The organism is Frigoribacterium sp. Leaf263, assembly GCF_001422285.1.
GTDB lineage: Bacteria > Actinomycetota > Actinomycetes > Actinomycetales > Microbacteriaceae > Frigoribacterium.
Genome location: NZ_LMMO01000004.1, coordinates 707,645 through 730,800, shown reverse-complemented (window position 1 = coordinate 730,800; position 23,156 = coordinate 707,645). Strand labels below are relative to the sequence as shown.

Below are 23,156 nucleotides of genomic sequence, written 5' to 3'. Positions count from 1 at the left end.
CGGTCTCCTGCCGCCGCTGGGTGGGAGCCGACCCGGTGAGCCGTGGTCGTGTCCGCCGCGCGCCCATGAGCCGCGTACCCGCCACCGGGATCCCGGCGGGTGTGCTGATCGTGGCCGCCGTGGGCGCCGCGTTCGTGGTGCTGCCCCTGGCCGCGATGGTGCTGCGGGTGGACTGGCACCGCTTCATCCCCCTCGTCACGTCGGAGTCGTCGCTCTCGGCCCTCCTCCTCAGCCTCCGCACCTCCGTCGCCGCGACCGTCCTCTGCGTCGTCTTCGGCGTCCCGATGGCCGTCGTGCTGGCACGAGCGCGATTCCGCGGGCAGCAGCTGCTGCGGGCACTCGTCCTGCTGCCGCTCGTCCTCCCACCCGTCGTCGGGGGCATCGCACTGCTCTACACGTTCGGCCGGCGGGGTCTGCTCGGCGGGGTGCTCGACGTGCTCGGCGTCGAGATCGCGTTCTCGACGACGGCGGTCGTCCTGGCGCAGACCTTCGTCGCCCTGCCGTTCCTCGTGCTCAGCCTCGAGGGCGCCCTGCGCACCGTCGGCACGCGGTACGAGGTCGTGGCCGCGACCCTCGGCGCTCGACCGACGACCGCGCTGCGCCGCGTCACGCTGCCCCTCGTGCTGCCCGCGGTCATCTCGGGCGCCGTGCTGTCGTTCGCCCGGGCCCTCGGCGAGTTCGGAGCGACGCTGACCTTCGCCGGCAGCCTGCAGGGCACGACCCGCACGCTCCCCCTCGAGATCTACCTGCAGCGCGAGACCGACCCCGACACCGCCGTGGCCCTCTCGCTCGTGCTGGTCGTCGTCGCCGTCGTGATCGTCGCGGTCGCGCATCGGGTCGGCGGGTTCGCGCCCACCCGCGGGGCGGCGCCCACGGACCGCCCGTCGGCGGAGGCGCCCGGCCGCGCCGACGACGGCCCGCGAGCGGATGACGCTCCGGCGGGCACCGCCCCGCCCGCCGCGCCTGCGCGTCGTCTCGAGGTGACCCTCCGGGTCGACGAGCGCGACGTCGACCTCCGCCTCGTCGTCGAGCCGGGCGAGACGGTGGCCGTGCTCGGCCCGAACGGCGCGGGCAAGTCGACGCTGCTCGGCGCCGTCGCCGGGCTCGTCCGACCCGACGCGGGTCGGATCGCCCTCGACGGCACCGTGCTCTCCGAGGCGGGTCGCGACCGGGGCGACGCGTCGTCGTGGCTCGCACCGCACCTCCGCGGCGTCTCGCTCCTGGCGCAGGAGCCGCTGCTCTTCCCGCACCTGACCGTGCTCGAGAACGTGGCGTTCGGCCCCCGCAGCGCAGGCCGCCCCGCCGACGAGGCGCGCCGGACGGCCCGGCGCCGGCTCGACGAGGTGGGGGTCCTCGATCTCGCGGGCAGGCACCCGGGCGAGCTCTCGGGCGGCCAGGCTCAGCGGGTCGCCGTCGCGCGGGCGCTCGCGTCGGAGCCGGGGGTCCTGCTGCTCGACGAGCCCCTGGCGGCGCTCGACGTGGTCGTGACGCCCGCTCTGCGGCGGACCCTGCGGCGCGTGCTCGCCGACCGCACCGTGATGATCGTCACGCACGACGCGCTCGACGCGTACACGCTCGCGGATCGCGTCGTCCTCGTCGAAGGCGGTCGCGTCGTCGACGAGGGGACGCCGACCGAGGTCTTCGACCGTCCGCGCACGCGCTTCGCCGCGCGTCTCGCCGGCGTCAACCTCGTCACCGGGGTCGTCGACCGGGGCGCGGTGCGCGTCGACGCCGACACCCGCCTCGGCGTCGGCACCGGCCCAGGAGCCGACCTCCTCATGACGGAAGGAGGCGCCGTGTCGTTCGCCGTGCCTCCTGCGCTGGTCACCGTGTCGTTCGATCGGCCCGACGACCCCTCGCGAGAATGCGTCCGCGGCGAGCTGCTCGACCTCGAACCGCGCGGCGACGTCGTCCGGGTGCGGGGCGCGCTGCTGTCGGCCGACCTCGGTCCGAGGCGGGCCGCGGAGCTCGACGACCACGTCGGGCGCCCCGTCTGGTTCTCGTTCGACCGCGCCGCCGCCGAGGTCTACCCCGCCGAGCGCCGCTGAGCGCCCGCCCCCACGGGCTCAGCCGCCGAGCGCCACCCCGAGCACGGCGGCCCCGACCGACAGCACCAGCACGCCGACGACGTTCAGCACGCCGGCGCCGCGGCGCCCCTCCGCCAGCAGTCGGGCGGTCTCGACGCTCGCCGTGCTGAACGTCGTGTACCCGCCGATCAGTCCTCCGCCCGCGACGAGCAGCACCTCGTGCGAGACCCCGCTCGTCGACGCCAGCCCGGCCAGCAGCCCGAGGGCGAACGACCCCGTCACGTTGATGAGCGCGGTGCCGACCGGCAGGCGTCGCGCCGTCGAGTCGGCCCGCGTCCGCGCCGCGATCGCCGACCGCACCATCCCGTCGACGACGAGGCGCAGCGCCGCGCCCACCCCGCCCGCGAGCGCGATGGCGACGAAGACGAGCGGGCCGGTCATGCCGCGCCTCCCCGCCCGTGTCGAGGCGGGCGGCGGTCGACGCGTCGGCGCATGCGTCCGGCCAGGGCGATGCCGGCCCCGGCGGCGAGGGTCCCGAGCACCACCGACGACACGGCGTAGGCGAATGCGATCACGAGGCCGCCGCCCGATCCGAGCAGCCCCACGTCGACCGCGAAGGCGCTGTACGTGGTGAAACCGCCGATCAGCCCCGTGCCGACGAGCAGCCGCGCCATCCGCCGCCGCCCCTCGTCCGAGCCCCGGCGCACCAGCGACTCGAGCAGCAGACCCAACGCGAACGACCCGACGAGGTTGATGACCAGGATCGCGACGGGGAACCCCCCGGGAGGCGCGGCGAACGTCAGCGCCAGCCCCTCGCGCAGCGCGGTCCCCACCATGCCGCCGAGCGCGACGAGCCCGAGCGAGCTCCATCGCAGGTGCAGGGGCCGGGTGGCGGAGGGCCGTGAGCGGTGGCCTTCGCGAGGGTGGGATGCCGGGTCGTCGGTCACCGCGCCTCCTCGTCCTCCGTCGATCGCGCGCCGATACGCGCCTCGCCGAGGGTACCCGCGTCCGGCCCGGGCTCCGCCTCCGGCTCCGAAACCGTGCCGACCCCTCACCAGAAGCGCACCCCCGTTGTCAACCCCTTGCGGCCTCAGGGAGCGGACCCGCGCCTCCGCGGCCGTTTCCGCATTGACTGACCGATGCACCAGACCTCGAGGAGACCCATGAGCACGCCCGCCCCCACCAGCGCCCCCGCGCCGTCCGACCGCTCGCCGTCGAAGCTGAAGCAGGCGATCACCGGGCCGCTGCTGTACCTGTTCATCCTCGGCGACGTGCTCGGTGCGGGGATCTACGCGCTGATGGGCACGCTGTCGGCCGAGGTCGGCGGGGCGCTCTGGGCGCCGTTGCTGCTCGCGCTGCTGCTGGCGCTGCTGACGGCCGGTTCGTACGCCGAGCTGGTCACGAAGTACCCGAAGGCAGGAGGCGCGGCGATCTTCGCCGAGCGCGCCTTCCGTCAGCCGATCATCTCGTTCCTGGTCGGGTTCAGCATGCTCGCCGCCGGGGTGACGAGCGCAGCCGGTCTCTCGCTGGCCTTCGCGGGCGACTACCTCGGCACGTTCATCGACCTGCCGCCGGTGCCGACGGCGATCGCGTTCCTCGCCCTGGTGGCCTGCCTGAACGCGCGGGGCATCAGCGAGTCGCTCAAGGGCAACGTCGTCATGACGGTGATCGAGGTCTCGGGCCTCGTCGTCGTGATCGCCGTCGTGGCGATGATGCTCGGCGGCGGGGGCGGCGACGTCAGCCGGATCGGCGAGTTCCCCGTCGACGTGAACCCCGCGATCGCGACGCTGGGTGCAGCGATCATCGCGTACTACTCGTTCGTCGGCTTCGAGACGAGCGCCAACATCGCCGAGGAGGTGCGTGATCCGTCGCGCGTCTACCCTCGCGCCCTCTTCGCCTCGCTGATCACGGCCGGTGTCGTCTACGTGCTCGTGGGGCTCGCGAGCTCGATCGCCCTCCCCGCGTCGGAGCTGTCCGACTCGACCGGACCGCTGCTCGCCGTCGTCTCGGCCTCGGGTGTCGGGATCCCCGAGTGGGTCTTCAGCCTGATCGCCCTGGTCGCGGTCGCGAACGGCGCCCTGCTGACGATGATCATGGCGAGCCGCGTCACGTTCGGCATGGCCGAGCAGGGGCTGCTGCCCCGCGCGCTCGGGGCCGTGCTGCCTCGCCGCAAGACTCCGTGGGCGGCGATCCTCGTGACGACGGCCGTCGCGATGGGGCTGACGTTGATCGGCGACATCGGCACGCTCGCCGAGACCGTCGTGCTGCTGCTGCTCTTCGTGTTCATCAGCACGAACGTGGCGGTGCTCGTGCTGCGTCGCGACAAGGTGGAGCACGAGCACTTCCGGGTGTGGACGGCCGTGCCGGTGCTCGGTGTGGCCTCGTGCGTGCTGCTGTTGACGCAGCAGAGCGGCCAGGTCTGGCTCTTCGGAGGCATCCTGCTCGCCGCGGGCGCCGTGCTGTTCTTCGTGGCGCGCCTCCGCTCGAAGGCACCCGCCGCCGGCTGACCCGCCGCCCCACGCCCGAGTCGAGCGCGCGAAGCGCGTGGCCGCGGGGGTTCGGGTCCCTTCAGGGGCAGGTCGACGCGAAGCGTCGTCGGGGTGCCCCTGGACGGGCACGAGAAGCGCGGGGCCGCGGGGGTTCGAGTCCCTTCAGGGGCAGGTCGACGCGAAGCGTCGTCGGGGTGCCCCTGGAGGGACTCGAACCCCCAACCCTTTCCTTAGGACGGAACTGCTCTTCCATTGAGCTACAGAGGCTGACCCGCCGAGTCTACCGAACCCGCGCCTCCCCCCGTCCGGTGCGATCGAGGTGCCCGTGGCCGCACCCTAGGCGGCGGCCAGGAACTCGTCCCATTCCGCCTGCGGCCGCTCGACCCCGCGGACGACCCAGCCGACCCCGTGCGGCGCCTTGGGCGTCCACCGCAGCGACCATCCCATCTCGGCGGGCGTCCGGTCGCTCTTGAGGTTGTTGCACTTGAGGCAGCAGGCGACGAGGTTCTCCCAGCTGTCGGCGCCGCCGCGCGACCGCGGCTGCACGTGGTCGATCGTGGTCGCGCCGCGTCCGCAGTAGGCGCAGTGGTGGGCGTCGCGCCGCAGCACCCCTCGGCGCGAGACGGGGATCGTCCGCCCGTGCGGGATCCTCACGTACCGGGTCAGCACGATCACCGACGGCCGGTCGTACGAGGCGCGGGCCGCGAGCACCGGATGCCGGGCGTCGGCCGACACGATGGTCGCCTTCTGGGTCATGACGAGCACGAGGGCCCGCCGATCGGACACCACGGCCAGCGGTTCGAAGCCGGCGTTGAGAACGAGAGTGCGCATGCTGTCCCTTTCGAAGCACCCTGGACGGCTTCCAGGGATTCGATGCGTCTCGCAGCCACCGGCGCGGGCCGGGAGGAGGGACTCGCCGCACGAAAAAAGCACCGCCCCTCAGGGCAGTGCTCTATCGGTCGGCGGGGTGTCGTATGTGCTCGTGCGTCCGCGCACCCATGGTGCGAGCGGCGGTCGTGCGAGGCATGTGACTCTCCTGGTCTCAGCGGTACTCCGAGATCGCCAGGTTAACCCCGGAGAGCCGCCGTGCCAAGACCCACGGCGGCTCTTCACAGCCTGTTCAGACGACGGCCCGCGCGAAGACTTCAGCCGAGGAGGCGCGGGTCGTCAGACCCCGAACCGCACGTAGTGCACGGCGTCCGTCCACAGCGGCCGCACGCTGACGACGCCGCCGGGCTTCGGCGCGTCGAGGATCATCCCGTTCCCCGCGTAGAAGCCGTCGTGCGAGCCGTCGTTGAAGATGATGACGTCGCCGGGCTGGGCCTCGGCGGCCGAGATCGGCGTGCCGAGCGCCCCCTGGGCGGGCACCGAGTGCGGCAGAGAGATGCCGTACTGGGCGTAGACGAACATGATGAAGCCCGAGCAGTCGAACCCGGCGGGCGTGGCGCCGCCGTAGACGTAGGGGGTGCCGAGGTACTGCAGGGCCGTCTGGTAGACGGCGTCGAGGCTGAAGGCCCCGGGGGTCGCGGCACCGGCGGCCGGAGCGGCGGCTGCCGCGGCCGACGTCGACGACGTGGCCTCGGTCGCGGTCGCGACGTACTCGGAGGCGGTGGGCCCGGTGTAGCTCGCGGCCTGCTCGGCGAGCTCGGCACGCTCCTGCTCGCGCTGCACGGCCTCGGCGGCCGCTGCGGCCGCCTGATCGAGCGTCGCCTGCGAGGTCGCCGTGTAGCCGTCGCGGCCGGCGTCGGCTGCGGTGACGTCGTCGGCGACGGAGATGGTCTGCGCGTCGGCGGTCCGCGAGGTGGCGAGGGCGGCCGTCGCGGCGGACTCCGACGAGACGCCGGCGGCCTCGTTCGCTCCGGGCGTCTGGGCGAAGGCGGGGAGGGCCAACGTGCCGAACAGGCCTGCCGTGAGCGTCATCACCGTCACCGAGACGGCGGTCCGGCGAGCGCTCGTGCGGCGGCGCGGAGCCGGTGCCGCGGCGGCCCGGCGGAGGGAGGAGCGCGTGGGGAGGTCGGCGGGGGTGCGGAGGGCAGCGGTCTTCGGCTGCTCGTTCTCGTGTCGGGCGGGAACAGGCTGGGTCAAGAGGGTGGTTCTCCGGCGTCTCGGCAGCGCTAGGGTCACTGCCCCCGTCCATTCGTCAGGATCAACGACTCAGGGCACGAGACGGGAGTGGAGAGACGTCGTGCCGGGGATCCCGCCACCGGCTTCCTGGCCGCGGGACTCTGCGACCTTACGCGAAACAAGGCCCCGAATCATCCTCGAGACGGATATTTGTAACGAATTGATAACCAGCTGACCGCAGGCTGGGGATCAGCTCGACACGTAGATGTGCTGCGCGACCTCGTTGGGCAGCTCGAGCCCCTCGTCATGACCCTCCACCTGCACGAAGACGTACGAGCCCGCGGAGGTGACGGTGGCCACGCCACCGGGGGTGACGCCGGCGTTCTGCAGCTGCTGGAGCAGCTCGGGCTCGAACTGCACGGGCTCCGCCAGGCGGCGGATCGGCCGGGTGACGCCCTCGGCGTTCTCGGCGACGACCTGCACGAGGTTGACGACGCCGTCGAGGAACCGCCCTGCGGGCGAGTCGCCGAGCTCGTCGAGCCCGGGGATGGGGTTGCCGTAGGGCGACTCGGTCGGGTGGTCGAGCATCTCGAGCAGGCGACGCTCGACCTGCTCGCTCATCACGTGCTCCCACCGGCAGGCCTCGTCGTGGACGTACGCCCAGTCGAGGCCGATGACGTCGGCGAGGAGGCGCTCGGCGAGACGGTGCTTGCGCATCACGTGAGTCGCCTTGCTGCGACCGTCGTGCGTCAGCTCGAGGTGGCGGTCACCGGAGACGACGACGAGACCGTCGCGCTCCATGCGGGCGATCGTCTGCGAGACGGTCGGACCGGAGTGGCCGAGTCGCTCGGAGATGCGCGCACGCAGCGGCACGATGTTCTCTTCTTCGAGGTCGAGGATCGTGCGCAGGTACATCTCTGTCGTGTCGACGAGATCGGTCAACAGGGGCCTCCCGGTGGAACGCGTGGACTACCCCGTCAGCCTAGTCGCTGCACGATGCGGCCTCCGCCGCCTCACTAGGATCGACCCATGGCGGACATCTCGATTCCCACTGACCTCCTGCCCACCGACGGTCGATTCGGCTGCGGGCCGTCGAAGATCCGCGGCGCGCAGCTCGAGCACCTCGTCACGTCGGGGGCGTCCCTCCTCGGCACCTCGCACCGCCAGGCCCCGGTCAAAGACCTGGTCGGCCGGGTCCGCGCCGATCTCGGCGAGCTCTTCCGCATCCCCGACGGCTACGAGGTCGTGCTCGGCAACGGCGGCTCGACCGCCTTCTGGGACGCCGCGGCCTTCGGTCTCGTCGAGAAGCGCGCCGAGAACCTCTCGTTCGGCGAGTTCGGCTCGAAGTTCGCCAAGGCGAACGCGGCCCCGTGGCTCGAGTCCCCCCACGTGATCACCGCCGAGGGCGGCGCCCTGGCCGAGGTCGAGGTGCTCGAGGGCGTCGACGTCTACGCCTGGCCGCACAACGAGACCTCCACCGGCGTGATGGCCCCCGTCACCCGTGTCGTCGGCGACCCGGGCGCCCTGACCGTCGTCGACGCCACGAGCGCCGCGGGCGGCATCGACTTCGACGCCGCGCAGGCCGACGTCTACTACTTCGCCCCGCAGAAGAACTTCGCGAGCGACGGCGGCCTCTGGCTCGCCCTCCTCTCCCCCGCGGCGATCGAGCGCGTCGAGCGCATCGCCGCGAGCGGCCGGTACATCCCCGAGTTCCTCAGCCTCAAGAACGCGGTCGACAACTCGCGCCTGAACCAGACGCTGAACACCCCGGCCCTCACCACCCTGCTGCTCCTCGAAGACCAGACCCGCTGGATGCTCGACAACGGCGGCCTCGCCGGCATGGACGCCCGCACGCGCGAGTCGTCGTCGGCCCTCTACGACTGGGCGACCGCGTCGGAGTACGCGACGCCGTTCGTCGTCGACCCGTCGCACCGCTCGCAGGTCGTCGCCACCATCGACTTCGCCCAGTCGATCGACGCCGCGGCCGTCGCGAAGATCCTGCGCCAGAACGGCATCGTCGACACCGAGCCCTACCGCAAGCTGGGTCGCAACCAGCTGCGGGTCGCCACCTTCGCGGCCATCGAGCCCGACGACGTGCGTCAGCTGATCCGCTCCATCGACCACGTGGTCGGCGCCCTGTCCGCCTGACGCCCCTCGACGACGAAGACCCCCGTGTTCCGCACGGGGGTCTTCGTCGTCCGGCACCGGTCGGATGCCGAGGAGGCGCGGTGAACGCCCCCGGGACCGTCTACCGTCGCCGACGCCTCCGCGGCCTGCCGGAGCCCTCGCCGCGCGATGCGCCGCCCTGGGGCTCCTCGTCGTCCGAGCCGTCCTCGTCGTCGGACTCGTCGTCGCCCGACTCGTCGTCGTCCGACTCGTCCTCGTCCGAGACGTCCAGGTCGTCGATGTCGACCCCGTCGACGTCGCCCCCGTGGACGATGCTGCCGTGAGGCGCCTCGTCGTCCGGGCCGTCCGACTCGTCGTCGTCGGACTCGTCATCGTCGTCGTCGTCCGACTCGTCGTCGTGATCGTCGGAGTCGTCGTCATCGTCCGAGTCGTCGTCGCCCTCGGCACCCTCGCGCGCCTCCTGGGCCTGCATCTCGGCGAGGCGATCGGCCCACGGCACCCAGTCGGGTGCGATGAGCGCGCTGTCGCCGGGAAGCAGCTCGGCCTCGAGCACCGAGGGCTCCTCGCCCTCGAGGTGCGCGACGCTGACCGTCCAGAACCAGCCGGGGTATCCGGGCAGCAGGGTGGCGAAGCGCACGGAGGTGACGCCGGGCTCGTCCTCGACCGCGGGAGCCTCGGCGCCGACGGTCTCGTCGGGGGTGATCTCGAGCAGGGCGCGACGGGCGAGGTCGGACCAGGGGGTGGTCACGGCGTCAGGCATCGAACGAGTCGGCGACGGTCCGGAGGAGGACGGCGATGCGAGCGCCGTTCTGCGGGTAGCGACCATGACGGAGGTCTCCGCCGGCCTTGTCGAGCACCTTCACGAGGTCCTCGACGATGACGGCCATGTCGTCGGCGGACCGGCGGCTCATCTTCGCGAGGCTCGGGGCGGCCTCGAGCACGCGCACCGAGAGCGCCTGGGCGCCGCGCTTGCCGTCGGCGATGCCGAACTCGAGACGGGTCCCCGCTTTGACACCCACGGTGCCGGCGGGCAGGGCCGACGCGTGGAGGAAGACCTCGTGGCCGTCATCGCTGGTGATGAAGCCGAAGCCCTTCTCGTCGTCGTAGAACTTGACCTTGCCGGTGGGCATGACTTGACTCCTAGAAGAGGTGGGGTGAGAGCGACCTCAGCTTAGAGCGAGAGGTCGAGGCGCGCCCCCGCTATCCTGTGCAGGTGGCTGAGAAGACCGACAAGAGCGCGCCGACGAGCGTCCATCGTACTGAACGCGTGCTGATCTTCATGATCGCGGCGATCGTCGTGCTGTCGATCGTCGCCTTCGTCGTGCGGTTGATGGGCTCCGTCGCCGGGGTCTCCGACTACACGACGGGGATCTGGCCGGCGGTCAGCGTCCTGCCGCTCATCGGCCTCCCGCTGGCCATGCTGCTGATCATCGCGTACGTCGTCGCCAGTGGCGCTCGACGGGTGCGAGAGAACCGGGGCACCACACGGTAGACGCAGCACCCGGCTGCGCAATCTTCGGAGGTCGACCCCAATGACCAGTGCACTCGATCTCGCGGGCGTGCTCCGCGGCGCCCCGGCGGACGATCTGCTCCGTCGCCTCGCGGCGCGGCAGCTCCGCCCCGCGTCGGTCCACGACGCGTTCGACCTGGCCGACGTCCTGCTCGAGCCGGCGTCCGTCCGAGACGTCCTGTCGCGGCTCGACCGCACCGAGCTGCGGGTCCTCCAGTCCGCCCGCGTCCCCGCCGACGCGACGACCCTCGCCGATCGACTCGCCGACTCCGACGACGACGCCCTGTCTCCCGTCGACGCGGCGATCGACCACCTGGTCGATCTCTTCCTGCTCGTCCCGTCGGGCGACGGCTCCGACCGCGTCGTCGCCACCCCCGACGCCGTCGGCGAGCGTCTCGACGACGATCCCCTGCTCTCGGCCGACCGTCTGGCCGACGAGCGCCCGCCGGTGGTGCTCGAGGCGGTCGCCGAGATCGACCGCGAGGCCGTCGACGCCCGCTCCGCCGAGCGTCTCTACGCCGTCGTGATCGAGGTCGCCGAGATCCTCCGGGCGCTCGAGCTGTCACCGGCCCGCGAGCTGGCCAAGGGCGGCCTGGCGCTGCCCGAGGCACGCCGTCTCGCCGAGGCCGCGCGGGTCGAGGCCGACGACGTCGCCACCCTGCTCGGCATCACGACCCGCGCCGGGCTCGCGCGGACGAGCCCGGACGGGTGGGTCGTCACCGACGATTCGTCCGACTGGCTGGCGTCGTCGTGGCCCGATCGCTGGGAGGCCCTGACCCGCTCGTGGGTGGACTCGCTCCCGCCCGAGATCGTCGCCGTGCTGCGGCAGCGGGTCGAGACGTCGTGGGGCGAGCCGCTCCGCGAGTACACGCTCTGGGCCTACCCGGCGGGGGCGGCCTGGGTGCCCGAGCGCCTCGCCGCCTTCTCGCGGTCGGCCGAGCTGCTCGGGCTGAGCTCCGGCGGGGTCCCCACCTCGGCGGCGCTCGCGCTGTTCCACGAGGGCCCGGCCGCGGCGCGGGCCCGTGTGGCCGATCTGCTGCCCGACGCCGTCGAGCAGGTCTACCTCCAGCACGACCTCACCGTGGTGTCGCCCGGCCCGCTCGCTCCGGCGCTCGATGCGCGCCTCCGGGTGATCGCCGACGTCGAGAGCGCCGGGCTCGCGGCGACGTACCGCATCACCGAGGGGGGCGTGCAGCGGGCGCTGAGCGCCGGCGAGACGGCGGACAGCCTCCGCGAGTTCCTGTCGGGCATCTCGGCGACCGGCATCCCCCAGCCGCTCGACTACCTCGTGCAGCAGTCCGCCGAGCGCCACGGGAGGTTCCGCGTCTCGAGCATCGAACCGGGCGCCCCGGGCTTCCCCGGCGACGCCCTCACCCTCGTCGAGGCCGACGATCACACGAGCATCGACACGCTCGAGGTCGACCACGCCCTGGCTCCGCTGGCGCTCCGACGGATCGACGGCCTCCGCATCGCCAGCCGCTTCGAGCGCGACACCGTGTTCTGGGCGCTGGGCGACGAGCGGTACCCCGTCGTCGTCCTCGACGACTCGGGTTCGTCGGTGACGCCGCCGCTGCGGCGTCGCCCCCGTCGTCCCGTTCCGGTCCCGGCGCGCGATCAACTCCGCGAGATGGTCGAGCGTCTGACCTCCGACAGCGAGGGCAGCGACGAGTCCACCGACCGGGCGTGGATCGCCCGTCAGCTGGACGCCGCGGTCAAGGGCCGCTTGACGGTCACCCTGACGATCGCGCAGCCCGACGGCTCCACTTCGACCCTCGACATGGAGCCCACGGGCGTCGGCGGCGGGCGTCTGCGCGGTCGCGACAAGAAGTCCGACGTCGAGCGCACGCTGCCGCTGTCGCACGTCGTCGCGGTGTCCAGCTCGCGCTGACCCGGGCGCCGCGGTGTCCGGCTCGCGCCGACCCGGGCGTCGCGGGGCGGCACCGGCCCACCTGACAACGACCGCAGGAGGCGCGCCTAGACTCGACCCTCATGACCGGCCCCCTGATCGTCCAGAGCGATCGCACCGTCCTGCTCGAGGTCGCGCACCCCCAGGCCGAAGACGCGCGTCACGATCTCTCGGTCTTCGCCGAGCTCGAGCGGGCGCCCGAGCACGTGCACACCTACCGCATCACCCGGCTCGGCCTGTGGAACGCCCGTGCCGCGGGTCACACCGCCGACGACATGCTGGGCACCCTCGAGACGTACTCGAAGTTCCCCGTGCCTCAGAGCGTCACCGTCGACATCGCCGAGACGGTCGCGCGCTACGGCCGCATCGTCATCGAGCGCGACGGCGACACCCTCGTGCTGCGCGGCACCGACGACACCGTGCTGCGCGAGGTCACGCGCGTGAAGAAGATCGGCGAGCTGCTCGGCGTCCGTCGCAGCGACACGGTGTGGGAGCTCCTGCCGTGGGCGCGCGGCGAGGTCAAGCAGCAGCTCGTGAAGCTCGGCTGGCCGGCGGAGGACCACGCGGGCTACACCCCGGGCACGCCGCACGAGATCGGACTCGACGAGAGCGACTGGCACCTCCGCGACTACCAGCAGAAGGCCATCGACAACTTCTTCGACGGCGGCTCGGGCGTCGTCGTGCTCCCCTGCGGCGCCGGCAAGACCCTGGTCGGCGCGGGCGCGATGGCGGCGGCCGGGACGACCACCCTCATCCTCGTGACGAACACCGTCTCGGCGAGGCAGTGGCGCGACGAGCTCCTCAAGCGGACGACGCTGACGGAGGACGAGATCGGCGAGTACTCCGGCTCGGTGAAGGAGGTCAAGCCCGTCACCATCGCGACGTACCAGATCCTGACCGCTCGGCGCGGGGGCAAGTACACGCACCTGTCGCTGCTCGACGCGCTCGACTGGGGCCTGGTGGTCTACGACGAGGTGCACCTCCTCCCCGCTCCGGTCTTCAAGCTGACGGCCGAGCTGCAGGCCCGCCGCCGACTCGGCCTGACGGCGACCCTCGTGCGAGAGGACGGCCGCGAGAGCGACGTCTTCAGCCTCATCGGGCCCAAGCGGTTCGACGCTCCGTGGAAGGAGATCGAGGCGCAGGGCTACATCTCGCCGGCCTCCTGCTACGAGGTGCGGGTCGATCTGCCCCAGGAGGCGCGGCTCGAGTACGCCGCCGCCCCCGACGACGAGCGGTACCGTCTCGCGGCGACCGCCCCGGCCAAGCTCGGGGTCGTGCGCGACCTCGTTGCACGGCACTCCGGCGAGCAGATCCTGGTGATCGGCCAGTACCTCGACCAGCTCGAGCAGCTGGCCGAGACGCTCGATGCACCGACCCTCACGGGCGCGACCCCCATCGACGAGCGCGAGCGTCTCTACCAGGCGTTCCGTGACGGCGAGGTGAAGGTGCTCGTCGTCTCGAAGGTCGCGAACTTCTCGGTCGACCTGCCCGAGGCGACCGTGGCCATCCAGGTCAGCGGCTCGTTCGGCTCGCGGCAAGAAGAGGCCCAGCGTCTCGGTCGCCTCCTCCGGCCCAAGAAGTCGGGGCTGCCGGCGTCGTTCTACACGCTCGTCAGCCGCGACACGGTCGATCAGGACTTCGCGCAGAACCGGCAGCGGTTCCTGGCCGAGCAGGGCTACAGCTACACGATCCTCGACTCCCCCGCCCTCGCCGCATGAGCGGCCCTCTCGAGCCGGGCGACCCCGGTGCCGACGAGCACGCCTCCGACGAGGGCGGCCGTCAGGGCGACCTCCCCCTGGGCGACGACGACCTCTGGCGCGACGGGCTCCGCCGGGTCTTCGCGGCCGACCAGGCGCCGTTCGCGACGTTCGGGCCGCTGGTCGCCTCCCTCGACCACGACGCGATCGAGTTCCGCGGGCAGAACGCCCGCCTGGCCCCCTGGGACGATTCGGTCGTCGTCTCCGTCGAGCGGACCTACGAGGTGCAGGGCGGTCTGCACGCCGGCTCCATGCTCAGCATCGTGACGTGGAGTCCCGACCCCGAGGTGCTCGATCGCAGCGACCTCCTCGCCGGCTCGCCCGTGAAGGACCACCTCTTCGCCGGTCTCACCGCGATCGGCGCCACCGACGACGCCGAGGAGGCGCGGGTCGTCGCCGCGCCCGTCGAGGAGTTCCCGGGATGGCAGATCACCCGCGCCTCCGGCTACACGGCCGTGCTGGAGCACCGCGAGGGCGTCGACTTCTCCCTGGCCGTGCCCGACGAGCTGCTCGAGCTGACGACCCGCATCGCCCTCGTGCCGAACATCGAATGGGACGACTCGGCTTCCTGACTGCCGACACCGTGTCCGCATACGGCGGACGTGCCTCCTGCTCACAGGCAACGCCGAGGAGGCGCGCAGATACTTGCAGCATGAGTGACGGCCCCAAGATCCTTATCGTCGACGACGAACCGAACATCCGCGACCTCCTGACCACGAGCCTCCGCTTCGCCGGCTTCGCCGTCCGGGCCGTGGGCAACGGGGCGCAGGCCATCTCGGCCGTCCTCGAGGAGGAGCCCGATCTGATCATCCTCGACGTGATGCTCCCCGACATGAACGGCTTCGGCGTCACCAAGCGCCTCCGCTCGTCGGGCTACACGTCGCCGATCCTGTTCCTGACGGCGAAGGACGACACCGAAGACAAGATCACCGGCCTCACCGTCGGAGGCGACGACTACGTCACGAAGCCCTTCAGCCTCGACGAGATCGTCGCCCGCATCAAGGCGATCCTCCGCCGCACCATGAACGAGGACGAAGACGCCATCATCCGCGCCGGCGAGCTCACGATGGATCAGGACACCCACGAGGTCACCATCGGCGAGACCGCCATCGAGCTCAGCCCCACCGAGTTCAAGCTGCTGCGCTACCTCATGCTGAACCCCAACCGCGTGCTGTCGAAGGCTCAGATCCTCGACCACGTCTGGGAGTACGACTTCAACGGAGACGCCGGCATCGTCGAGAGCTACATCTCGTACCTGCGTCGCAAGCTCGACCAGTTCTCGGCCGAGCCGATCATCCAGACCAAGCGCGGCTTCGGCTACATGCTCAAGGCCTCGAAGGGCTAGTCGCCCGCGAGATCGAGGCGGACGCCTGGGGGCCTCGGCTCCCAGGCGTCCTCGGTATCGTTCGCCCTTATGCACGCACGCCTCTCGCAGTGGTGGAACGAGATCTCCATCCGCACGAAGATCACCGGGATCACGGTGACCCTGGTGACCCTCGGGCTCCTGGTCGCCGGGCTCGGCACGATGACCGTGCTGAGCACGTACCTCTACGGCCAGGTCGACACCCAGCTGAAGACGTCGGCCGACAGCTTCACGGGGGCGTCGCGCAACGGCACGTCGTGCACCATCAACTTCGGCGACAAGTCGAGCTACCTCGCGATCCTCAACCCCGACGGCAGCATGATCTGCGACACGAGCGATCTGCTCGAGGACGGCGTCGGCCCGGTGCTCGCCGGCGTGACCGTCGCCGAGTCCGCGGGCGGCGAGGCGCAGAGCGTCGACAACCGCACGCACGACCAGGAGTGGCGCGTCTACGCGACCGTCAAGCCGCTGACCCTCACCTCGACGAGCGGTGCGACGCAGACCATCGACGCCACCATCGTCACGGGCACCAACCTCGCGGCGACCAATGCGACCATCAACCGCTTCGGCGGGATCTTCCTCGGCTTCGGCGTCTCCGTCGTCGTGCTCGGCGCCGCCCTCACCCGGCTGCTCGTCACGTCGACCTTCTCCCCCCTCCGCGACGTCGAGGCCACGGCGGCGCGCTTCGCCGACGGCGACTACAGCCAGCGGCTCGACTCGACGACGCCGAACACCGAGGTCGGTCGGCTCAACCGGTCGCTCAACACGATGCTGAACCGCATCGACGACGCCTTCGACGACCGGGCGAAGACCATCGACCAGATGCGCCGGTTCGTCGGCGACGCGAGCCACGAGCTCCGGACCCCGCTCGTCAGCCTCCGCGGCTACGCCGAGCTGTACCGGATGGGCGCCCTGACCAAGCCGGAGGACGTCGCCCAGGCCATGGAGCGCATCGAGAAGGAGGCCATCCGGATGGGCGTGCTCGTCCAGGACCTCCTCCAGCTCGCGCGCCTCGACGAGTCGAAGCCGCTCGAGCTCGGCCCGGTCGATCTCGTGCAGCTCGCCCGCGACTCCGCCCTCGACACGATGGCCTCGAACCCCGACCGCGACATCGAGGTGCTCGTGCTCGACCCGGTCGTCCCCTCGGCCACCCCGGCGGATGACGGCGAGGCGGCCGAGCCCGCGATCGACGCGGCGCCCGGCCTCCCGGTCGAGAGCCGGACCACCGGCCCGGTGACGCCCGCCGCGTCGGGGTCGGCGACGGCGGGCGGCGCACCGGCTACGTTCGCCGGAGCCACCCTCGCGCGCCTCCGGAGCCTCCGCGCCCGCGGCGTCCGCAACGCGGACGGCAGCACGGCGGCCGTGCCCGTCGAGCAGACCCCCCTCGACGAGGCGCACGCCATCGTCGTCGGCGAGGAGAACAAGATCCGTCAGGTGATCACCAACCTGATGGGCAACGCGATGCGCTTCACGGAGCACGACAGTCCGATCGAGATCGTCGTGCAGTCGGACCCGGGTCGCGGCGTCGCCACGTTCGCGATCGTCGACCACGGCGAGGGCATCCCGCCGCAGATCCGCGAGAAGATCTTCCAGCGGTTCTGGCGCGCCGACTCGTCGCGCACCCGCGACACCGGGGGCAGCGGGCTGGGGCTCGCCATCGTCTCGGGCATCGTGGCAGCCCACGGCGGCAGCGTCGACGTGCGCGACACCCCCGGCGGCGGCGCCACGTTCCAGGTGGCCCTGCCCCTGATGCCCGCCGACGCCGCCGTCACCACCGCCCCCGCGGCCGGCCCGCAGCCCGCCTAGCCGCCCCCGGCGCCCGCGGCGCCCGCGGCGCCCGCGGCGCCCGCCGCTCGCACCCCACACCCCGAAACCCGCGCAACACCCCCATCTCTCGGGGTGCTGCGCGGGTTGCGGGGTGCTGCGCGGCTTTCAGGGTGCCACGCAGGTCGCGGGGTGCCGCGCGGGTTCCGGGGTGCCGCGGCGGGGACGCCGAAGGGCGGCTCCCCCGGAGGAGAGCCGCCCTTGTGGTGGTGCGGTGGAGCGGTGCGGACTAGAAGTCCATGCCACCCGTGGGGTCGCCGGCCGGGGCCGGGTTCTTCTCGGGCTTCTCGGCGACGACGGCCTCGGTCGTGAGGAACAGACCGGCGATCGAGGCGGCGTTCTGCAGAGCCGAACGCGTGACCTTGGCGGGGTCGATGATGCCGGCGGCGATCATGTCGACGTACTCGCCGGTCGCGGCGTTGAGGCCGTGTCCGATGGGCAGGCCGCGGACCTTGTCGGCGACGACGCCGGGCTCCATGCCCGCGTTGAAGGCGATCTGCTTCAGGGGAGCGTCGATGGCGACACGGACGATGTTCGCACCCGTGGCCTCGTCACCCTCGAGCTGCAGCTCGGCGAGAGCGGTCTTGCCGGCCTGGATGAGCGCGACGCCACCACCGGCGACGATGCCCTCTTCGACGGCGGCCTTCGCGTTGCGGACGGCGTCCTCGATGCGGTGCTTGCGCTCCTTCAGCTCGACCTCGGTCGCGGCACCGGCCTTGATGACGGCCACGCCGCCGGCCAGCTTCGCGAGGCGCTCCTGGAGCTTCTCACGGTCGTAGTCGCTGTCGGTCGCCTCGATCTCGCTGCGGATCTGACGGACGCGGCCCGCGATCTGCTCGGGGTCGCCGGCGCCCTCGACGATGGTCGTCTCGTCCTTGGTGATGACGACCTTGCGGGCACGACCGAGGAGGTCGAGCGTCGCGTTCTCGAGCTTGAGGCCGACCTCTTCGGCGATGACCTGACCGCCGGTGAGGATCGCGATGTCCTGCAGCTGCGCCTTGCGACGGTCGCCGAAGCCGGGGGCCTTGACGGCGACCGACTTGAAGATGCCGCGGATCTTGTTGACGACGAGGGTCGCGAGGGCTTCGCCGTCGACGTCCTCGGCGATGATGAGCAGCTGCTTGCCACTCTGGATCACCTTGTCGACGATGGGGAGGAGATCCTTGATGTTCGAGATCTTCGAGTTGACGATGAGCACGTAGGCGTCTTCGAAGACGGCCTCCTGGCGCTCGGGGTCGGTGACGAAGTACTGCGACAGGTAGCCCTTGTCGAAGCGCATGCCCTCGGTGAGCTCGAGCTCGGTGCCGAAGGTGTTGCTCTCCTCGACGGTGACGACGCCCTCCTTGCCGACCTTGTCGATCGCCTCGGCGATGAGCGCGCCGATGGTGGGGTCGGCAGCGGAGATCGAGGCCGTGGCAGCGATCTGCTCCTTGGTCTCGATGTCCTTCGCGTCGGCGAGCAGCTGGGCCGAGACGGCCGCAGCGGCCTTCTCGATGCCGCGCTTCAGCGAGATGGGGTCGGCGCCGGCGGCGACGTTGCGGAGTCCTTCGCGGACCAGGGCCTGCGCGAGGACGGTGGCGGTGGTCGTTCCGTCGCCGGCGACGTCGTCGGTCTTCTTCGCGACCTCCTTGACGAGCTCCGCGCCGATCTTCTCGAAGGGGTCGTCGAGCTCGATCTCCTTGGCGATGGACACGCCGTCGTTCGTGATGGTGGGGGCGCCCCACTTCTTCTCGAGGACGACGTTGCGACCACGCGGGCCGAGGGTGACCTTAACCGCGTCGGCCAGGATGTTCAGGCCACGCTCGAGGCCACGACGGGCCTCTTCGTCAAAAGCAATGATCTTAGCCATGTGTGTTTTTCGTCCCTCCCGGACGTCATGAAGCAGAAGCATTGGCACTCACGTGTCGCGAGTGCCAGCAACGATTCTGGCACTCGCCAGGTGAGAGTGCAAGTGACGGGGAGGGCCGACGGCGGCACCGGGGACACGACGACGCCGCCGCGGTTTCCCGGGGCGGCGTCGTGATGGGCGAGGGTCGTCGGCGACCCCGCTCGGAGGCTCAGGCGAGTCGGACGGACTCCGCCTGGGGGCCCTTGCTGCCGGTGCCGACGTCGAAGACGACCGCCTGGCCCTCCTCGAGCACCTTGTAGCCGCTCATGTCGATGGCGGAGTAGTGCACGAAGACGTCCTGTCCGCCTCCCTCGACCGTGATGAAGCCGAAGCCCTTCTCGGCGTTGAACCACTTGACGGTTCCGTTGGCCATTTCTCGTTCCCCTTTGTTGCTGTGATGGTGCGGCGCATGAGTCGGCCGGTTCTCGCATGCTAATGCTGAGACGGACTCGAATAGAAGACCGGGGAGCCCCCGCCGAGCGGGAATCACCCGACTTTAAACACGGCCGTAACATGCGGCGAGCCGGGGAGGCGCGGTGCGGGACGAGCGCGCACCGCGCCTCCTCGGCTCGTCGGCCCTCAGGGGGTGAAGTCGGTGCCGAGCACGACGGTCACCGACGCGTTCGGGAAGGCCGAGCTCGCGGCCGTCGCCGAGATGCCGAGCGTCTGGGCGAGACCGAGGGCCACGCCCTCGTCGGCCGGGTCGGCGTAGTAGACGGTCGAGGTCGAGGCCGACGTGTCGCCGGCGTTGCCCTGCGTCGCCACGGTGTAGCCGGCGGCCGTCAGATCGGCGCTGGCCGCGGTCGCGAGACCCGCGGTCGCCGTGCCGTTGAGCACGGCGATGGTGACCGACGGGTCGACGTCGGCGGCGGCGGTGCCGGCGGGGGCCGTCGGGCTGGGCGACGGCTCGTCCGTGGCGCCGGCCGTCGGCTCCGCCTCGGAGGTCGCCGCGGGCGACGGGTTCGTGAACTGGAAGCTGTCGTTCAGCACCCCGAGGGCGATCACGCCGCCGCCGACCAGCAGACCGGTCGCGAGCGCGGCCCAGGCGAAGACGAACCAGCCGCGGCCCTTGACCGGGCGAGCACGGTGCGCCCCGACCCTCTCGAGGTCGTGGGGCAGATCGTCGAAGCGGTCGCGGGGGAGGTTCGGCATGAGGGGCGGGTCTTCTCTGGTTCGGCGGGCGTCGTGTCGTCGGCGTCGTGTCGGCGGGCGGCGGTCAGCGGGTCGGCGGTCCGAAGGACCGCGTCGTCCGCGCGAGGGTTCGAGCGTCGCGGAGTCGGATCAGGCGCCCGACGAGCATCGGAGCGTAGGCCAGCGCGGCGGGACGCTCGATGAGCGCGTTGAGCAGCTGCTGGTAGCGAGCGGTCGAGAGTCCCAGCTCGCGGCGGATCACGGCCTCCTTGTGACGCGTCGATCCGGTGGCGGACTGCTCGAGGTCGAGGATCGCGCGGTCGCGTTCGGAGAGCCCGATGACCGTGCCGTTGTCGTCCGTCGTGCCGCTGTCGCCCATCCACCTGCCCTCTCGATCGTCGTCATCCTACGGGCGGGCGCTTGCGGGGCGGCTCAAGAGGGCAGCAGCCGCACCCGCGTGCCGTGGGCGTCGCCGACCGCGAGCGCGTGCCCGTCGAGGGCCAGCGCCGCGAAGTCGCCGCCCGGTGCGAGCCCCGCGTGCGGGGGGACGACGACGTCGTGGAGGAGGTCGCGTCGCTCGTACGAGATCCAGCTCGCGTCGAGTCGGCGGACGGCGTCGACGAAGGCCTGACGCCTCGCGCCCGGCAGGTAGACGAGCGTCCCCGTCGAGACGACGACGAGGCGGGCGTCGGTCGGGGCGTCCGCCGCCGCCGCCGCGAGACCGTCGACCGCGTCTGCGCGGAGGATCCGAGGAGGCGCGCTCCGGGCGACCGCGACCGCCCGCCTCAGGAGGTCCACCCGGTCCGACGGGCCCGGCGGAAGGGAGGTCTCGAGCCACGACACGGCCGAGGGGTCGGTGACGTCGACGGGATCGAGGTCGAGACCGGCGCGCCAGACGATCTCGGGCAGCTCGACCCGGCCGGCCGAGACGGCGCCGGCGAGGGCGCTCGGCGGGGCGTCGGCTCCCGACCCGAGGTCGATGTCGAGTCCGACGACGACGTCGCCGACCGGGTCGCCCCAGCGCAGGTCGACGTCGACGCCGTGGCCCCGGGCGGTGGCGTGGAACGCGTAGCGGTCGGGGAACAGGCACAGTCCCGCCGACGCGCCCACCTCGAGCAGCGCGACGGGACCGTCGACCCGCGACAGCGCCAGCGACACCGGGCCGAGTCGGCGCACGTCGTTGACCTGCGTCGTCCGCCGCCCGAGCTCGGCGACGAGCGCGTCGGGGTGGGCGAGCATCCACTCCCGGAGGCTCGGCCACGGCTCGAGGGGCGCGCCGAGCCAGCGTGCGACGGCGAGCACGAGGGCCGGCTGGCGCCGCGCCTCCGGGGCCCTCCCGATCAGAGCGAGCACGTCGGGATCGTCGGCGATGCCGCGCGACCACTCGTCGTAGAGGGGCGACCGCTCGCGCACGGCCGCCTCGGCATGGGCGCGGAACCGGTCGGCGAGGAGCATCCGTGGATTCTAGGCGGACGCCCCGGGGCGGCTGGGCGTCGCGTCCGCTCCCCCGAGGAATGACTGTCGGGGGGACCGTGTTGAATGGGGAGTCCCGAACATCAAGGAGTCAACCGTGTCGTACAAGGTCGAGAAGTCCGAAGAGCAGTGGCGAGCCGAGCTCGGTCCCGAGCAGTACGCCGTGCTGCGTGAGGCCGCCACCGAGCGCCCGTGGACGGGCGAGCTGCTCGACGAGAGCCGCGCCGGCGTCTACGCCTGCGCCGCCTGCGGGGCCGAGCTGTTCAAGAGCGGCACCAAGTTCGACAGCAACTGCGGCTGGCCGAGCTTCTACGAGTCCGTGAACCCCGACGCCGTGCAGCTGATCGACGACGACAGCCTCGGCATGGTCCGCACCGAGGTGCGCTGCGCCACCTGCGGCTCGCACCTCGGGCACGTCTTCCCCGACGGGTTCGGCACGCCGACCGGCGACCGGTACTGCATGAACTCGGTCTCGCTCAGCTTCCGCGAGGGCGACGAGCCCGCGTCGGCCGCCGAGTGACCTCGTGACGACCGTCGCCGCGGCGGCCGGGCGCCGACGCTCGCGGTCGAAGGTCACCGACGAGGCCCCCTCGCACGAGCAGCTCGTGGCGGCGGTCGAGGCCGCGGCCACGGTCGCCGACCACTCGTCGATGCGTCCGTGGCGTCTGATCGAGCTCCGGGGCGACGACCGTCGGATCATCGGCCGGTCGCTCGCCGCCGCCGACGGCGCCGAGGGCAAGGACGCCGAGAAGCTCGAGCAGAAGTCGCTCCGGGCGCCCCTGGTCATCGCGGTGGTCTCGTCGCCGAAGCCGAGTCGCAAGGTCCCCGAGTGGGAGCAGGAGAGCGTCGCCTCGGGCGTGGCCCATCTGCTTTCGCTGGTGCTCGACGACGAGGGCTGGGGCGTCTTCTGGCGGTCCGGCACGCACACGCGCGCCCCCGAGGTCCACGCCGCTCACGGGCTGACCGGCGACGAGAAGCTGCTGGGCTGGCTCTACGTGGGCGGCCGCGACCGTCCGCGTGCCGACGAGAAGCCGCGCAAGCGCGTCGACGTCGCCCGCCATCTGGGCGGTCTCGACCGGGCCTGATCCCCGCGGCCGTCAGACGACGACGACCCCGGCGCTCGAGCGCCGGGGTCGTCGTCGTTCACGGGTGTCGCGTCACCAGGTCTCGTGGCTGTTGCCGATGACCGTGATCGGCAGCCAGAACGACCCCGTCATGGCGACGATGCCGGCGAAGAAAATGATGGCGTTGGGCTCGCCCGAGCCGAACGAGTACGCGAAGAGGGCGCAGCCGACGAGCAGCAGGGCGATCGAACCGATGGCGGTCAGGATGTTGGTCATGGGGGCTCCTCGTGATCCGGGCCGGGACACGGCCGGCGCCGTGTGCGTCTACTTCACCACTGAACACCGCCCGCGCGCCAATCGCGGCCCCTCTCGTACCCCGAGGTCGGCGCCTCGGGGCAGGACCACAGGGTCTCGCCGGGCTTGTAGGGTGGTCGTGTCAGCCGCCTTGGCGCAGTCCGGTAGCGCAGTGCTCTTGTAAAGCGAAGGTCGTCGGTTCGAATCCGACAGGCGGCTCCCTCCGAAGGCCCCGATCG

24 protein-coding genes, 2 tRNA genes and 1 pseudogene are annotated in these 23,156 nt (G+C 71.9%); 13 read left to right on the top strand and 14 right to left on the bottom strand.

Annotation, left to right across the window (positions count from 1 at the left end):
• Nucleotides 1-65 precede the first annotated feature (65 nt).
• Together ASF17_RS16040 and ASF17_RS16035 are read left to right on the top strand one after the other, a co-directional pair.
• Nucleotides 66-833: pseudogene (locus tag ASF17_RS16040) on the top strand (ABC transporter permease); the annotation flags it as partial.
• Nucleotides 813-2,048 carry a sulfate/molybdate ABC transporter ATP-binding protein gene (locus ASF17_RS16035; protein WP_235476625.1) on the top strand — a complete coding sequence of 412 codons (1,236 nt, stop codon included), beginning with the start codon at nucleotides 813-815 and terminating at the stop codon, nucleotides 2,046-2,048. The pseudogene ASF17_RS16040 and the gene ASF17_RS16035, both read left to right, overlap by 21 nt.
• Before the next feature lie 18 nt (nucleotides 2,049-2,066).
• Here the strand turns inward: ASF17_RS16035 and ASF17_RS12740 are convergent, their stop codons facing one another.
• Together ASF17_RS12740 and ASF17_RS12735 are read right to left on the bottom strand one after the other, a co-directional pair.
• A complete protein-coding gene (locus ASF17_RS12740; RefSeq protein ID WP_055800423.1) occupies nucleotides 2,067-2,468 on the bottom strand; it encodes a fluoride efflux transporter FluC in 402 nt (133 codons plus the stop codon).
• Nucleotides 2,465-2,974 (bottom strand): fluoride efflux transporter FluC, encoded by a 510-nt coding sequence (locus ASF17_RS12735; RefSeq protein ID WP_268761077.1) that lies wholly within the window; start codon nucleotides 2,972-2,974, stop codon nucleotides 2,465-2,467. The genes ASF17_RS12740 and ASF17_RS12735 overlap by 4 nt, the downstream gene beginning before the upstream one ends.
• A gap of 216 nt (nucleotides 2,975-3,190) precedes the next feature.
• Here ASF17_RS12735 and ASF17_RS12730 point away from each other — a divergent pair, with 216 nt between their 5' ends.
• Nucleotides 3,191-4,534, top strand: a complete 1,344-nt coding sequence (locus tag ASF17_RS12730) for an APC family permease (RefSeq protein WP_055800421.1) — start codon at nucleotides 3,191-3,193, stop codon at nucleotides 4,532-4,534.
• A 177-nt stretch (nucleotides 4,535-4,711) separates the two neighbouring features.
• Here ASF17_RS12730 and ASF17_RS12725 read toward each other — a convergent pair.
• From ASF17_RS12725 to ASF17_RS12710, 4 genes are all read right to left on the bottom strand, one after another.
• A tRNA-Arg gene (locus ASF17_RS12725) sits at nucleotides 4,712-4,783 on the bottom strand.
• A 69-nt stretch (nucleotides 4,784-4,852) separates the two neighbouring features.
• On the bottom strand, nucleotides 4,853-5,347 hold the full coding sequence (locus tag ASF17_RS12720; RefSeq protein ID WP_055800417.1) for an HNH endonuclease: 495 nt from the start codon (nucleotides 5,345-5,347) through the stop codon (nucleotides 4,853-4,855).
• Between the two features lie 336 nt (nucleotides 5,348-5,683).
• Nucleotides 5,684-6,601, bottom strand: coding sequence for a C40 family peptidase (locus ASF17_RS12715; protein WP_156357423.1), 918 nt, complete (start codon nucleotides 6,599-6,601; stop codon nucleotides 5,684-5,686).
• Nucleotides 6,602-6,829: 228 nt separating this feature from the next.
• Nucleotides 6,830-7,522 carry a metal-dependent transcriptional regulator gene (locus ASF17_RS12710; protein WP_055800411.1) on the bottom strand — a complete coding sequence of 231 codons (693 nt, stop codon included), beginning with the start codon at nucleotides 7,520-7,522 and terminating at the stop codon, nucleotides 6,830-6,832.
• An 87-nt stretch (nucleotides 7,523-7,609) separates the two neighbouring features.
• Between ASF17_RS12710 and serC the strand changes: the two genes are divergently transcribed.
• A complete protein-coding gene (gene serC, locus ASF17_RS12705) occupies nucleotides 7,610-8,728 on the top strand; it encodes a phosphoserine transaminase (protein WP_055800408.1) in 1,119 nt (372 codons plus the stop codon).
• Nucleotides 8,729-8,828: 100 nt separating this feature from the next.
• On the opposite strand, the gene ASF17_RS12700 is transcribed toward serC, so the two are convergent.
• Both ASF17_RS12700 and ASF17_RS12695 read right to left on the bottom strand, forming a co-directional pair.
• Entirely contained in the window at nucleotides 8,829-9,467 is a 639-nt protein-coding gene (locus ASF17_RS12700; RefSeq protein WP_055800406.1) for a DUF3027 domain-containing protein, read from the bottom strand.
• A complete protein-coding gene (locus ASF17_RS12695; RefSeq protein WP_055800403.1) occupies nucleotides 9,460-9,837 on the bottom strand; it encodes a cold-shock protein in 378 nt (125 codons plus the stop codon). The genes ASF17_RS12700 and ASF17_RS12695 overlap by 8 nt, the downstream gene beginning before the upstream one ends.
• 83 nt (nucleotides 9,838-9,920) lie before the next feature.
• On the opposite strand from ASF17_RS12695, the gene ASF17_RS12690 reads away from it, so the two are divergent.
• The 6 genes from ASF17_RS12690 to ASF17_RS12665 all read left to right on the top strand — a co-directional run bounded on the left by ASF17_RS12690 (nucleotide 9,921) and on the right by ASF17_RS12665 (nucleotide 17,049).
• Nucleotides 9,921-10,199 carry a multidrug ABC transporter ATPase gene (locus ASF17_RS12690; RefSeq protein WP_156357422.1) on the top strand — a complete coding sequence of 93 codons (279 nt, stop codon included), beginning with the start codon at nucleotides 9,921-9,923 and terminating at the stop codon, nucleotides 10,197-10,199.
• Nucleotides 10,200-10,239: 40 nt separating this feature from the next.
• Nucleotides 10,240-12,105 carry a helicase-associated domain-containing protein gene (locus tag ASF17_RS12685; protein ID WP_055800396.1) on the top strand — a complete coding sequence of 622 codons (1,866 nt, stop codon included), beginning with the start codon at nucleotides 10,240-10,242 and terminating at the stop codon, nucleotides 12,103-12,105.
• A 101-nt stretch (nucleotides 12,106-12,206) separates the two neighbouring features.
• Nucleotides 12,207-13,841: a DNA repair helicase XPB gene (locus tag ASF17_RS12680; protein WP_055800394.1), complete on the top strand. Its 1,635-nt coding sequence runs from the start codon at nucleotides 12,207-12,209 to the stop codon at nucleotides 13,839-13,841.
• A complete protein-coding gene (locus ASF17_RS12675; RefSeq protein ID WP_055800391.1) occupies nucleotides 13,838-14,452 on the top strand; it encodes a hypothetical protein in 615 nt (204 codons plus the stop codon). The genes ASF17_RS12680 and ASF17_RS12675 overlap by 4 nt, the downstream gene beginning before the upstream one ends.
• A gap of 80 nt (nucleotides 14,453-14,532) precedes the next feature.
• Nucleotides 14,533-15,225, top strand: a complete 693-nt coding sequence (locus ASF17_RS12670; protein ID WP_055800388.1) for a response regulator transcription factor — start codon at nucleotides 14,533-14,535, stop codon at nucleotides 15,223-15,225.
• Between the two features lie 69 nt (nucleotides 15,226-15,294).
• The gene (locus ASF17_RS12665; protein WP_055800385.1) at nucleotides 15,295-17,049 is read left to right on the top strand and encodes a sensor histidine kinase; all 1,755 of its coding nucleotides are present in this window, start codon (nucleotides 15,295-15,297) and stop codon (nucleotides 17,047-17,049) included.
• A 247-nt stretch (nucleotides 17,050-17,296) separates the two neighbouring features.
• On the opposite strand, the gene groL is transcribed toward ASF17_RS12665, so the two are convergent.
• The 5 genes from groL to ASF17_RS12640 all read right to left on the bottom strand — a co-directional run bounded on the left by groL (nucleotide 17,297) and on the right by ASF17_RS12640 (nucleotide 21,541).
• Nucleotides 17,297-18,916 carry a chaperonin GroEL gene (gene groL / locus ASF17_RS12660; RefSeq protein ID WP_055800382.1) on the bottom strand — a complete coding sequence of 540 codons (1,620 nt, stop codon included), beginning with the start codon at nucleotides 18,914-18,916 and terminating at the stop codon, nucleotides 17,297-17,299.
• A 208-nt stretch (nucleotides 18,917-19,124) separates the two neighbouring features.
• Nucleotides 19,125-19,328: a cold-shock protein gene (locus ASF17_RS12655; protein WP_055800379.1), complete on the bottom strand. Its 204-nt coding sequence runs from the start codon at nucleotides 19,326-19,328 to the stop codon at nucleotides 19,125-19,127.
• 206 nt (nucleotides 19,329-19,534) lie between these two features.
• Complete coding sequence (locus ASF17_RS12650) at nucleotides 19,535-20,107, bottom strand: LytR C-terminal domain-containing protein (protein WP_055800376.1); 573 nt, start codon at nucleotides 20,105-20,107, stop codon at nucleotides 19,535-19,537.
• Between the two features lie 64 nt (nucleotides 20,108-20,171).
• Nucleotides 20,172-20,465, bottom strand: coding sequence for a DUF3263 domain-containing protein (locus tag ASF17_RS12645; RefSeq protein WP_055800373.1), 294 nt, complete (start codon nucleotides 20,463-20,465; stop codon nucleotides 20,172-20,174).
• A gap of 53 nt (nucleotides 20,466-20,518) precedes the next feature.
• Complete coding sequence (locus tag ASF17_RS12640) at nucleotides 20,519-21,541, bottom strand: DUF2332 family protein (protein ID WP_055800370.1); 1,023 nt, start codon at nucleotides 21,539-21,541, stop codon at nucleotides 20,519-20,521.
• 115 nt (nucleotides 21,542-21,656) lie between these two features.
• Here ASF17_RS12640 and msrB point away from each other — a divergent pair, with 115 nt between their 5' ends.
• Both msrB and ASF17_RS12630 read left to right on the top strand, forming a co-directional pair.
• Nucleotides 21,657-22,079 carry a peptide-methionine (R)-S-oxide reductase MsrB gene (gene msrB, locus ASF17_RS12635; RefSeq protein WP_055800367.1) on the top strand — a complete coding sequence of 141 codons (423 nt, stop codon included), beginning with the start codon at nucleotides 21,657-21,659 and terminating at the stop codon, nucleotides 22,077-22,079.
• A 4-nt stretch (nucleotides 22,080-22,083) separates the two neighbouring features.
• Nucleotides 22,084-22,644: a nitroreductase family protein gene (locus ASF17_RS12630; protein WP_055800364.1), complete on the top strand. Its 561-nt coding sequence runs from the start codon at nucleotides 22,084-22,086 to the stop codon at nucleotides 22,642-22,644.
• 72 nt (nucleotides 22,645-22,716) lie between these two features.
• Here ASF17_RS12630 and ASF17_RS12625 read toward each other — a convergent pair whose 3' ends face one another.
• Nucleotides 22,717-22,899, bottom strand: coding sequence for a hypothetical protein (locus tag ASF17_RS12625; protein WP_055800361.1), 183 nt, complete (start codon nucleotides 22,897-22,899; stop codon nucleotides 22,717-22,719).
• A gap of 163 nt (nucleotides 22,900-23,062) precedes the next feature.
• On the opposite strand from ASF17_RS12625, the gene ASF17_RS12620 reads away from it, so the two are divergent.
• Nucleotides 23,063-23,136: transfer RNA gene (locus ASF17_RS12620), tRNA-Thr, on the top strand.
• Nucleotides 23,137-23,156: the final 20 nt, after the last annotated feature.

Coding starts and splice junctions, on each gene's coding strand:
- ASF17_RS12740 (WP_055800423.1), bottom strand. CDS start 2,468: ATGACCGGCCCGCTCGTCTTCGTCGCCATCGCGCTCGCGGGCGGGGTG.
- ASF17_RS12730 (WP_055800421.1), top strand. CDS start 3,191: ATGAGCACGCCCGCCCCCACCAGCGCCCCCGCGCCGTCCGACCGCTCG.
- ASF17_RS12720 (WP_055800417.1), bottom strand. CDS start 5,347: ATGCGCACTCTCGTTCTCAACGCCGGCTTCGAACCGCTGGCCGTGGTG.
- serC (WP_055800408.1), top strand. CDS start 7,610: ATGGCGGACATCTCGATTCCCACTGACCTCCTGCCCACCGACGGTCGA.
- ASF17_RS12700 (WP_055800406.1), bottom strand. CDS start 9,467: ATGCCTGACGCCGTGACCACCCCCTGGTCCGACCTCGCCCGTCGCGCC.
- ASF17_RS12695 (WP_055800403.1), bottom strand. CDS start 9,837: ATGCCCACCGGCAAGGTCAAGTTCTACGACGACGAGAAGGGCTTCGGC.
- ASF17_RS12685 (WP_055800396.1), top strand. CDS start 10,240: ATGACCAGTGCACTCGATCTCGCGGGCGTGCTCCGCGGCGCCCCGGCG.
- ASF17_RS12680 (WP_055800394.1), top strand. CDS start 12,207: ATGACCGGCCCCCTGATCGTCCAGAGCGATCGCACCGTCCTGCTCGAG.
- ASF17_RS12675 (WP_055800391.1), top strand. CDS start 13,838: ATGAGCGGCCCTCTCGAGCCGGGCGACCCCGGTGCCGACGAGCACGCC.
- ASF17_RS12670 (WP_055800388.1), top strand. CDS start 14,533: ATGAGTGACGGCCCCAAGATCCTTATCGTCGACGACGAACCGAACATC.
- ASF17_RS12665 (WP_055800385.1), top strand. CDS start 15,295: ATGCACGCACGCCTCTCGCAGTGGTGGAACGAGATCTCCATCCGCACG.
- groL (WP_055800382.1), bottom strand. CDS start 18,916: ATGGCTAAGATCATTGCTTTTGACGAAGAGGCCCGTCGTGGCCTCGAG.
- ASF17_RS12655 (WP_055800379.1), bottom strand. CDS start 19,328: ATGGCCAACGGAACCGTCAAGTGGTTCAACGCCGAGAAGGGCTTCGGC.
- ASF17_RS12650 (WP_055800376.1), bottom strand. CDS start 20,107: ATGCCGAACCTCCCCCGCGACCGCTTCGACGATCTGCCCCACGACCTC.
- ASF17_RS12645 (WP_055800373.1), bottom strand. CDS start 20,465: ATGGGCGACAGCGGCACGACGGACGACAACGGCACGGTCATCGGGCTC.
- ASF17_RS12640 (WP_055800370.1), bottom strand. CDS start 21,541: ATGCTCCTCGCCGACCGGTTCCGCGCCCATGCCGAGGCGGCCGTGCGC.
- ASF17_RS12625 (WP_055800361.1), bottom strand. CDS start 22,899: ATGACCAACATCCTGACCGCCATCGGTTCGATCGCCCTGCTGCTCGTC.